This is a genomic window from Candidatus Thermoplasmatota archaeon (assembly GCA_030018475.1).
Taxonomy (GTDB): Archaea; Thermoplasmatota; JASEFT01; order JASEFT01; family JASEFT01; genus JASEFT01.
The window spans coordinates 1-9,778 of the sequence record JASEFT010000048.1; the positions used below are offsets into that span (position 1 = coordinate 1).

Consider the following 9,778-nt stretch of genomic DNA (forward strand, 5'->3'; position numbering starts at 1 on the left):
CTACTCGCTCAACCTACTGGATAAGTGGCGAGCAGAAGTCTATGACGCGTCCGTTGCGAACGTTACTATAACAGGCTGGACGACTATAAAGATAGACCCGCTACTGGTTACAGACACAAGTGAGCTGGTATCTATAAAAGTGATAGAAGACTTGATAGCGCCAGATGCAGTAACTGGCCTAGAACCGGTGCATGGCAATGAATCTGTTGCCCTAAGCTGGAATGCAAGTACAGAAGCAGATTTGAAACATTACTGCGTCTATTACAAGAACGCTACTTTCACAAATGTAACCGAAGAAGCGGAGGTTACGCTTTTTGAAACAACTACTAACACAACTTCTACAGTGACAGGCCTTACTAACGGCATTACATATTACTTTGCAGTAACTGCAGTTGATGTTGTTCTCAATGAGAATAAAACAGTAACACCGGTTTCAGCAACACCAAACGCAGCGCCGATAGCAAGCGCTCTGGCAATAACGCCTGCAGAGCCTAAGACTACAGATGACCTAGTTGCAAGCTATACATATTACGACTACGATGCCGATGCAGAAAGCGGAACAGAGATCAGATGGTACAAGTACGAAGATGATGTGCCCGTGCTTCAAGAAGCCTATAACGATACAACAGTGCCTTCAGCAGCAACAGCTAAAGGACAAGTATGGTACTTCACAGTTAAGCCAAAAGACGGAATTGACTTTGGCGATTTGGTAACTTCGGCAACTGTGACTATACTGGACTCAGCGCCAACGCTCACAAATCCAACAATTGAGCCTGCAGAAGGTGATGTAGATACAGAATTTACTTTCAGTGTTACTTATACAGACGCTGACGGCGATGCGCCTACTTCTGTAAGGGTAGTTATAGATGGCATCAATTACAATATGTCAAAAGTTTCAGGCGAGTATGCAACTGGTGCGGAGTACGAATACAAGACCAAATTAACTGCTGGGACACATACATACAAATTTAACGTAGATGTAGCAGGTGTAACTGTAACTGAGACTGCTAGCGCAGAAATAACAGTCAAAGAGAAGCCAATCGAGTGGCTATACATAGTTGCAATAATCATCATAATAATTATCATTATAGCAATAGCGGTAGCGGTAGCGAAGAAAAAGAAGAAGCCTGAAGTACCTCCTGAAGAAAAACCTGGGGAGTAAGAACCGACCCCCTCCACCTCTTTTTTGATTTTTTATTTCTGATCGTTGTAATTAAAATTGTGACACTCTAGCCTCTCCGCAGTTAGGACAGTACAGCTCGTTTTCAGCTGTGGAAGTTAGTGCGCCGCATTTCCCGCATCTCATTATTCTTTTTATATCCTTACCGCATTTAGGGCAGAAATCGAATTCATGCGTTACAGAATATCTACAATAAGGGCAGAACCTTTTTGTAAAAACACCTTCTTTTATTCTAGCTAGTATTTTCTGCTTGTCTTCCTTCTCAAACGCAAGTTCTTGCTCTAATCTTCTCCTTTCTTCTTCTAAAATATTTATTTTCAAGCTGAGCTCTTCTACAGTAAGTTTTTCTTCAGGTCTTGGATAGGTTTTGAAAAATTTGATTGCCAAAATAAGAGTTATAGCAAAAGCGCTAGCCCCTACAATTAAACTGTACTCAATTTTGACAAATGAAAGTATATTCACAAATATAACTGCAAATGAAGGTATCAAAAAAATTTCAGAAAAACCTTTGGAAATACCTAGAACTTTTCGTTTTACTAAATACATAGCAACAATACAAATAACTAAGCCAATAATTGCAGCACAGAGTAGGTCGAGATACACAATACCCACTCCTATGGATAAGTATAGAAAGACAAACGGCACTAGCAAGAAGCAAATATATTCTGTTTTCCATAATTTACCAACTCTTCTGAAAGCTTCGTAATAAAATAATCCGAGTAAAAGTATCAGCACGAAAAAGGCAGGTATGCTGTTGAGATAAGTGTCAAACGGGTTTTCCCATTTAGGCAACTTTACAATTATATTTTTATCTAAAACCGCACTATCTTTATCCCAAATGAAAATGGTAGTCTTGCCCGAGATAATAATATTATCTGGTACAAGGCATTCTTCAGGCAAACTTTCATGCCATTCTACATTTCTCAATTCTAACTTCATATAAAACCTTTCGATAAGTCTATTTCTAGGCACTTGATGAGAATATTCGTTAGAGCCTTTAGCGCTATAGCTTAAATATATTGTATTACTACCTGAAGAAAGAGAAATTACTATATTGTTGCCACTGATTGTCGGCTCTGTAATATTGTTATTTATTCTTAAAAGTAAGTTCTCAACAGAACCTTTTGGTAAAGGTATATTGGCAGTGGCTTCGCTTGTAGTTATAATATATTTAAAAGTAGCCTCGTAACTTAGTGTATAAATTGGTACGTACTCTTTCTCTATCCTTCTATACTCTACATTAATTGTAGAGTTGATACTCACGGCTTTAGGCTCAGCAGGCAATTCCCCAGTGAATGCACCAGCATAGCCAGCGCCTCCGGCGCCCATGTAGCCTACTACCCAGAGATACACTACAGAGACCAATATCATAGTAAATATAACAAAGGCAAACATTCCCGTAATTGCATAACTAATTTTTTTAGTTCTCAGCGCTCTTAATTCTTTATCTATTTGTCGTTTCTCAGCCGGCGGTGGCGGTATTGGAGGATACCAAATAATTTCCCTCATTTCTTATTTCACCTCTCTTACCAAAGCTAATGTGTGCAACAGGACGAATATAAACGCAAGGCCTAGTATTGCGATAGTGCTACTACTTACAAAGCACAGTGGCAAGAGACTTGAAAGAGTTCGAACTATTTTTTCTCGGTAGCCCAACAATTTTTCTTTTTCCATTTTTTACCACTCCTACGTATATCTATAATACCCGCACACGCTACACTCTTTCTCTACATGCCTGAATCTTCCGAACCATATCTCCAATTTAGTGCTTACAGTTGGTTTTCTACACCAAGGGCACATTTTATACCCAATGGTTTTGCACTCAACAAACTCTTTCATTTATATCACCTTCTTCAAGCACATGCACATGGAGTCTAGGATTTTCATTACTCAGCATAGCCAATACAAGTGTAGCTACTTGGATAGCTTCTCTGGCAGTGCTTTGGTCTGTGCTCTTAATTATATCTTCCATTTTTATCACCGGAAATAATGTTTGTAATTTAGAGTATATAAATATCGACCTTGATGTTACCCTGCTGTTACTATGATACATTTTTATGTTCACAAGCTGCTTTACCATTAATGCTTAAACTTACTGCTAAGGAGAGGATACTAATACATTTGGAAGATCGTATAGAAGAACAATTTGAGACAGTTGCAAAGAAACTCCAGCCTAGCTTAATATTCTCGCAATCCGGCATAGAAGAAGCGCTTAATATTTCTCATAGAATTGTATCTGAAGGACTAAAGGAACTGAAGAAAGAAGGTTTGATAGAGGAGAAACGAATTTACCTGCGCCAGACTGGTAGATTCAGAAATTTTTATTTTTTAACCTCAAATGGCATAATGAGAGCTACGAAGTTAAAGGAGCAGATTGGCGAAACTAAGCTGAAGGTTAGAGATAAGGCAGAAATTGAAGAAATGACGATAGCTGATTTGATTGAGCGTTTAAAAAAGCTTGTCAAAGAGCCTTTCGAGATAGGGTACTCTTATATTATAAAAGGTGAAAAGCATGCTCAGGCTTACGAGGCTTTTAAAAGGCTACTAAAAGAAGGTTATGAAGGCATCGTTATATCGAATGTGTCTCCTAAAAATATCGACAAAGAATACAACATAAAAGTAGAAATTTACTGGCTATCTGAAATTAGCGGGAAGGATATTCTTCATCCTAGTAGACTAGATTTTGAAGTTACCAAAACAATAACTGATTTTTTAAATGATAGTAAAAAGCCAGTAATGCTATTAGAAGGATTTGAGTATCTTGTAGAGGTTAACGGTTTTGATACTTGTTTAAGATGGCTGAAAATAATAAACGATTTGGTAGCGAACAGAGGAGCTATTCTAATTTTACCGATAGATCCTAACATTTTTAATAAAAAGGAGTTTATGTTAATTATGCAAAATATGAGAATTTACGAGCTGAGAGAAATTGTTCCAGTAGAGCTAAATTATACAAATGTATTAAAACACGTTTCGCAAGATGACATTTTTGAGTTACAGTCTTTTCTAATGCCCAAAAAATATATTGACTTCTCTGAGAGAAAACCTGAGATCAAACATTTTTTCGGGAGGACCGCTGAGCTAAATAAAACATTAAATTTTCTTGCTTCTGAGGCGCACGTAATTGTTATTAAAGGCATTGCAGGCATAGGCAAGACCGCACTAGTGGCTAAGGCGCTTGAACGTTATAAATTCGAGATTAATGTTTTCTGGCATAGGTTTTATAATTTTAGCACTCTAAGAACCATGCTTGCAAAATTATCTGAGTTTCTTGCAAAAGCTGGCGTAGAACGTCTAAAAAATTATATTGCAGGCGGCAAAATCGATATAGAAGAAATAATGATGATGTTAGAGGAAGAGCTCAATAATGTTAGAGCATTGCTTATATTCGATAATTTCGAAAGAGCGAATAACGAAATAGTCGATTTCTTTTCATCATTAAAAGAACTAAGAACAAAATCAAAAATTGTAGTGATAGGCAGGAGCATTGCACCATTTTATGATCGGAGAGACGTTGTTATAAGAAAGACTGTAGTAGAGCTAAAATTAGAAGGGCTTGACAAAGAAAGCTCTGAGAAACTACTGAATGCTAGAGGAATTGAGAAGGATACAGATAGATTTTATAATCTAACGAAAGGCCATCCTCTGATGCTAGAGTTAATATTACCCGAGACAACTGCTGAAGCAGAAGAATTTTTGAAAGAAGAAATTGTAAGAGCGCTAAATGATAGTGAAAAAAAGGCTTTAGAAATAGCTTCTGTGTTCAGAGTACCATTCTATGCAAGAGCTTTGCTTGTTGAGGACATAGAATACGATGTAATAGATGCGCTCGTTGAAAAATCGTTACTCCAAAGGTCTTACAATATTTACGACCTTCACGAAATGTTGCGTGAATTCTTTTATACAAGACTTGCATCAAAGCAGAAAAGTTATTATCACATAGTTGCAGCTCAGTATTACGAGAAAGAAATTGGTGATTCAGCTTTAATAGAAACAATGTATCACTACCTTAGTGCAAACGAGCAAGAAAGAGCAATTGAATTGGCTGTTGAGAACAGCTCTACAATTATAAAAGGCGGTCTCCTAGAAGAGTTTAGAACTATTTTAACAGAGTTTAAGACAGAAAAAATTCAAAAGCAACAGTATGCTAAAATTCTATTATCCAAAGGCGATATATCCAACCTTTTGGGTAAATGGGACGAGGCTCTGAACTATTATCATTCTGCGTTAGAGCTTAGCACTGAGATAAAAGAAGATGCGTACTCAGCAGAATCCTATCGAGGCATTGCTAAAATATATTTCAGAAGAGGCGAGTATGATAAAACACTGAGAAATTTACAGAATGCACTTGAAATTTCCGAAAGAATCAACGATGTTCATGGCATTGCTGATGTGCATTATAATATCGGCTCTGTGTACTTGCGCAAAGGAGAGGTAGGAGAAGCCATGAAAGAATTAGAATTGTGTCTTAGGTTTTGCGAAAAAATCAGCGATTTAGCTCTGACTGCCAAAACCTACGGAGCAATAGGAATCGCTTATTGGTCTGTAGGAGAATATAATAGAAGTATTGAGCTGATGGAAAAGGCGTTGGGCGAAGTGGAAAAGCTTGGCGACAAACACGAGCTAGTAAAAATATATAACAATCTCGGGACCGCTTATGATGGAAAAGGCGATATTGATAGAGCGATAGAGTGGTATGAAAAATGTGTGAAATTAAGCAACGAAATTGGCGATGCTAGAACGCTCGGCTACGGGCTAAGCAATGCGGCACAAGGTTATATAGAAAAGTCTGAGTTAGCTAGAGCGGGAGAATATACGGCTAATGCATTGAAAATTTTTGAGCGGTTAGGTGAAAAAAGAGCGATTGCGCAGTGCGAGCTAAATTATGGTATAATACACAAAGTAGAAAAGGAATGGAGCAAAGCTGTAGAGAGTTTCGAGAAGGCAATAAAGTTAGCGAAAGAAATTCAAGATTCTGAATTCCCATCACAAATATATTTTGAGTACGGAAAGATGTACAAAGAAAAGGGCGAGAAAGAAAAGGCGAGAGAGCTGTTCAGAAATGCTATAACCGCTTATGAGAAGCTAGGTAATATAAAAAAGGTTGAAGAATTAAATAAGGAATTACAGGAATTATAGCTCAGAAATTCCAATAATTAGATAGTTTCATTATAGCTCTATCTATTATTTCCTTTGTCTCATTTATTCTTCTTTCATCTACAACTTTTTTTTCATTTATAAAATTGTCAGCTTTTAGCAATCCCGAAATTTCATTATAATAACCTTTAACACAGCCATCTTCATGATATCCACCGCCAAGACAAACTACCAACTTATTACAAGTACTCTCAGCAATAGCTTTCATTCTAAGTCCTAACGAATAGTAGGTATCTAAAGTAAGATTTAGATTTGCAAGTGGGTCTTGCCAGTAAGTATCTACGCCAGACTGCCAAAATATAATCTCAGGTTGAAATTGGTTTGCAAGCTTAGGCACGAGAGTATCAAATGCGTAAAGATAAGCTTTTCCAGCTGTAGCTGGAAGCAAAGGAATATTTGTTGTATAGCCCTTTCCTTTGCCCACACCTATCTCCTTTGTAAATCCTGTTCCTGGATATAGCGTTCTGCCATCTTGATGTAGTGAGATAAGGAGCACAGAATTATCGTCGTAATAGATTTCCTGCGTGCCGTTAGCATGGTGCACATCAGTATCAACAACCATAAATTTTTTTATTTTGTACTCAGAGCGCAAATACTCTATTGCAATCGCTAGATCGTTAAAGAAGCAAAAACCAGAAGCGCTATCTTTACCTGCATGATGAAAACCTCCTAAAGTATTAATACCGCACCAAAATTTCTCTTGCGCTACTTCCTCAGCCATCAACTTAGTACCTCCGCATGCTAGTTTCGCTATTTCAAAAATTCCTTTAGGCGCAGGAGTATCCAAAGCAAGCATTCCCCCTTTTTCAGAGAGCTTTTTCACTAGCTCTATAAAATCTCTTGTATGCACTCGCGCCAAATCCTCCTCACCTACAGGCACAGGCACTAAAAGTTTTAACTTAGAACCCATCAAATTTTTCGCTCTTAGAAACTCTATTGTTTTTCTAGGCTTTAAACTGAGAAAAGGATGAGCCTCGCCTAAATTGTATTTAGAATAATCTTCATGATACGCAATTGCAATCGCCATCTTCTTAAGTAAAAAGCTTTAGAAATAGAAAAATCTTTTTGCCTTATAGATTAATTTCTATTACTATGTTTATATTTGATGAACTTACAATGGAAGAAGTCAAGAAGTTTGTAAATGATAAGTCCATTGTTATCCTACCTATTGGTGTAATTGAAGAGCACGGCGAGCATTTGCCATTAGCCACAGATTCTTTGCAAGCAGAGTATATTGCAGAAAGAGTAGCTAAGAAATTAGGAAAAAATGTGTTTATCGTGCCTAGTATAAGGTATGGTGTTTGCGTATCTACAGATAAATTCCCAGGCTCTATATCTTTAACTTTCGATACTATGCGAGCTTTGAGTTACGATATTTTAGCAGGCTTTATAAAAAATGGCTTCAAAAAAATTATTTTGCTTTCAGGCCACGGCGGTAGAGCTCATTTACAAGCTTTGAGGTTAGGCGCTGAAAAGATTGCTGAGGAAAAAGATGTGAAAGTTTTAGTTTTATCTGATTACGAGCTGTTATACGAAGCCAAAGGCAGAAAATTCTTAAAGACACTTGAAATTCCAGAATGGGATGCTCACGGTGGCGCAATAGAAACTTCTAGAATATTAGCGCTAAGAAAAGATTTGGTTAAAGGAAAAGGTATGAAATCCAAGCCGAACTTGCCTAAATATCTGATAATGAAAGGGATAGAGAAAAAGTTTCGAACTGGTATAATTGGCGATCCTACGGTAGCAAGTGAAGATAAAGGCAGAAAAATCAACGACTGGGTGATAAACGAGATTGTAAAGCTTGCTAAGGAGCTGTGAGGAAATGCTTGGAATTACCGAAGTGGAGTTTTTGATTGATATATTACTACCCATGATTTTCCAAGTATAGGTTCGGTACTGGATTCTGCAATAAGGCAGAAACTTATCAATTTACTCACGCTGTAACGACAACTTTGCCTTTACCTAATTTTAATTTCTTTGCGGCATCGATTGCAGCCAAAATATTTGCGCCAGATGAAATGCCTAAGTATTTTTTCTTTAAGTGCGGATCCAACATCCATAATAGTTCCGATTCCGGCCACAAAAGCATCTATTTTTCCGTCCGTCTGCTCTAGAATTTCATTTGCGGTTGTTTCATAGTGACATTGAGCATTTACAGGGTTCTTAAATTGGTGCGGAATAAATGCATTTTCTGTTTTTCTTGCAATGGTTTCTGCTTTTTTCACAGCGCCTGCAACATCTTCTTTGACAGGTGTGAGTACAATCTTCGCGCCAAATGCCTTAATCGATTTTCTCCTCTCCTCACTCATACCCTTCGGCATCACGATAATGCACTTATAGTTTTTAATTGCACACATCATTGCCAGCCCAATCCCGGTATTGCTGCTTGTTGGCTCAACAATCACAGAATTTTTATTCACCAGGCCTTTCTTTTCTGCGTCTTCAATCATTCTTAATGCAATTCTATCTTTCAAGTTTAGCAAGTACCGTTGCACCAACGTTTTTTGTTACTCTGTTTAATTTTACTAATGGCGTCTTACCTATTGCTTCAAGAACATTTCTACAATAGCTCATTTCATAATTGCACTCAACTTAGATTCTATACTAGCTTCTTTGTCTTTCCTATCATCGATTACCAAATGAGTAATCACTCTTTTAGCACCAAGCTTGAACACTGCGTTATGAGCTTCTTTTAAAGCCTCTAAAATTTCATCTAACGTTTTAGCTTCAAATACAGTGCACATTGCAGTTGGCTCTGCTCTACACGCTTTTCTTTTCAGCGCTTCTATACTCGCTTTCACATATTTACTTACGCCTGTACCTTCTCCTATAGGAGCGATACTTAATTGCGCTATTATCATTTTCTCAATCACCGAATTACGATAGTTATTTGAATACTTAAATTTGTTTTCTTTTTAATGCTACCTTTGCCTAAAGGATTGAGATTCGCAAGTTTGAAAGAGCGCGAGAGATTTTACCTGAGAGCGCTTATTACGACAGAGGTATTTACGAAAATTTAGAAATATGCAGGAAATGCAGAATTGCTTACAGAAAATGCTGGAACTGTAAGCATTTTTCAGGTCAGGAACTTGCGTTCGATCTAGACCCGGAGAATGTAAAATGCCCTTATCATGGTGATTATGCTAAGAGCTTGTAAAAAATTATTCCAAGGTTAGAACAACATACTCAGGCAGGGGATTCCATATACATGTGTTTGACGAAGATACTTATAAATTGGCTAGAAAAGAAAGGCTGAAAATAGCGCAGATGCTATCAAAAAAATATGCTATCAATGAATGGGTTACCGCTGGCGAAATGCGACTTGTTAGACTGCCTTATTCTTTGCATGGAATGGTTTCAAGAATATGCATCCCAGTAAAAATAACTGAGCTAAAATACTTTGGCCCAAGAACTAGCAAGGAATGCCTACCTAAATTTTTA

The 9,778-nt window shown here is 37.4% G+C and carries 10 protein-coding genes; 4 read left to right on the forward strand and 6 right to left on the reverse strand.

Features of this window, described 5'->3' with window-relative positions; all coding sequences use genetic code 11:
* On the forward strand, positions 1 to 1,162 hold a 1,162-nt coding region (locus QMD21_06255), incomplete at its 5' end, for a fibronectin type III domain-containing protein (GenBank protein MDI6856366.1).
* Positions 1,163 to 1,213: 51 nt separating this feature from the next.
* On the opposite strand, the gene QMD21_06260 is transcribed toward QMD21_06255, so the two are convergent.
* The 3 genes from QMD21_06260 to QMD21_06270 all read right to left on the reverse strand — a co-directional run bounded on the left by QMD21_06260 (position 1,214) and on the right by QMD21_06270 (position 3,152).
* The gene (locus tag QMD21_06260) at positions 1,214 to 2,689 is read right to left on the reverse strand and encodes a zinc ribbon domain-containing protein (protein MDI6856367.1); all 1,476 of its coding nucleotides are present in this window, start codon (positions 2,687 to 2,689) and stop codon (positions 1,214 to 1,216) included.
* Positions 2,690 to 2,866: 177 nt separating this feature from the next.
* Positions 2,867 to 3,019, reverse strand: coding sequence for a hypothetical protein (locus tag QMD21_06265; GenBank protein MDI6856368.1), 153 nt, complete (start codon positions 3,017 to 3,019; stop codon positions 2,867 to 2,869).
* Positions 3,003 to 3,152: a hypothetical protein gene (locus QMD21_06270; protein ID MDI6856369.1), complete on the reverse strand. Its 150-nt coding sequence runs from the start codon at positions 3,150 to 3,152 to the stop codon at positions 3,003 to 3,005. Before QMD21_06270 ends, QMD21_06265 begins: the two co-directional genes overlap by 17 nt.
* Before the next feature lie 110 nt (positions 3,153 to 3,262).
* Between QMD21_06270 and QMD21_06275 the strand changes: the two genes are divergently transcribed.
* Positions 3,263 to 6,319, forward strand: a complete 3,057-nt coding sequence (locus QMD21_06275) for a tetratricopeptide repeat protein (GenBank protein ID MDI6856370.1) — start codon at positions 3,263 to 3,265, stop codon at positions 6,317 to 6,319.
* Between the two features lies 1 nt (position 6,320).
* On the opposite strand, the gene QMD21_06280 is transcribed toward QMD21_06275, so the two are convergent.
* Entirely contained in the window at positions 6,321 to 7,364 is a 1,044-nt protein-coding gene (locus tag QMD21_06280) for a histone deacetylase family protein (GenBank protein MDI6856371.1), read from the reverse strand.
* An 89-nt stretch (positions 7,365 to 7,453) separates the two neighbouring features.
* Here QMD21_06280 and QMD21_06285 point away from each other — a divergent pair, with 89 nt between their 5' ends.
* Entirely contained in the window at positions 7,454 to 8,155 is a 702-nt protein-coding gene (locus tag QMD21_06285) for a creatininase family protein (GenBank protein ID MDI6856372.1), read from the forward strand.
* 140 nt (positions 8,156 to 8,295) lie between these two features.
* On the opposite strand, the gene QMD21_06290 is transcribed toward QMD21_06285, so the two are convergent.
* Both QMD21_06290 and QMD21_06295 read right to left on the reverse strand, forming a co-directional pair.
* Positions 8,296 to 8,787: a pyridoxal-phosphate dependent enzyme gene (locus QMD21_06290; protein MDI6856373.1), complete on the reverse strand. Its 492-nt coding sequence runs from the start codon at positions 8,785 to 8,787 to the stop codon at positions 8,296 to 8,298.
* Between the two features lie 120 nt (positions 8,788 to 8,907).
* Positions 8,908 to 9,198 carry an MTH1187 family thiamine-binding protein gene (locus tag QMD21_06295; protein MDI6856374.1) on the reverse strand — a complete coding sequence of 97 codons (291 nt, stop codon included), beginning with the start codon at positions 9,196 to 9,198 and terminating at the stop codon, positions 8,908 to 8,910.
* Positions 9,199 to 9,547: 349 nt separating this feature from the next.
* Here QMD21_06295 and QMD21_06300 point away from each other — a divergent pair.
* On the forward strand, positions 9,548 to 9,778 hold a 231-nt coding region (locus tag QMD21_06300), incomplete at its 3' end, for a DNA primase (protein ID MDI6856375.1).

Coding starts and splice junctions, on each gene's coding strand:
- QMD21_06275 (MDI6856370.1), top strand. CDS start 3,263: ATGCTTAAACTTACTGCTAAGGAGAGGATACTAATACATTTGGAAGAT.
- QMD21_06260 (MDI6856367.1), bottom strand. CDS start 2,689: ATGAGGGAAATTATTTGGTATCCTCCAATACCGCCACCGCCGGCTGAG.
- QMD21_06295 (MDI6856374.1), bottom strand. CDS start 9,198: ATGATAATAGCGCAATTAAGTATCGCTCCTATAGGAGAAGGTACAGGC.
- QMD21_06265 (MDI6856368.1), bottom strand. CDS start 3,019: ATGAAAGAGTTTGTTGAGTGCAAAACCATTGGGTATAAAATGTGCCCT.
- QMD21_06285 (MDI6856372.1), top strand. CDS start 7,454: ATGGAAGAAGTCAAGAAGTTTGTAAATGATAAGTCCATTGTTATCCTA.
- QMD21_06270 (MDI6856369.1), bottom strand. CDS start 3,152: ATGGAAGATATAATTAAGAGCACAGACCAAAGCACTGCCAGAGAAGCT.
- QMD21_06290 (MDI6856373.1), bottom strand. CDS start 8,787: ATGATTGAAGACGCAGAAAAGAAAGGCCTGGTGAATAAAAATTCTGTG.
- QMD21_06280 (MDI6856371.1), bottom strand. CDS start 7,364: ATGGCGATTGCAATTGCGTATCATGAAGATTATTCTAAATACAATTTA.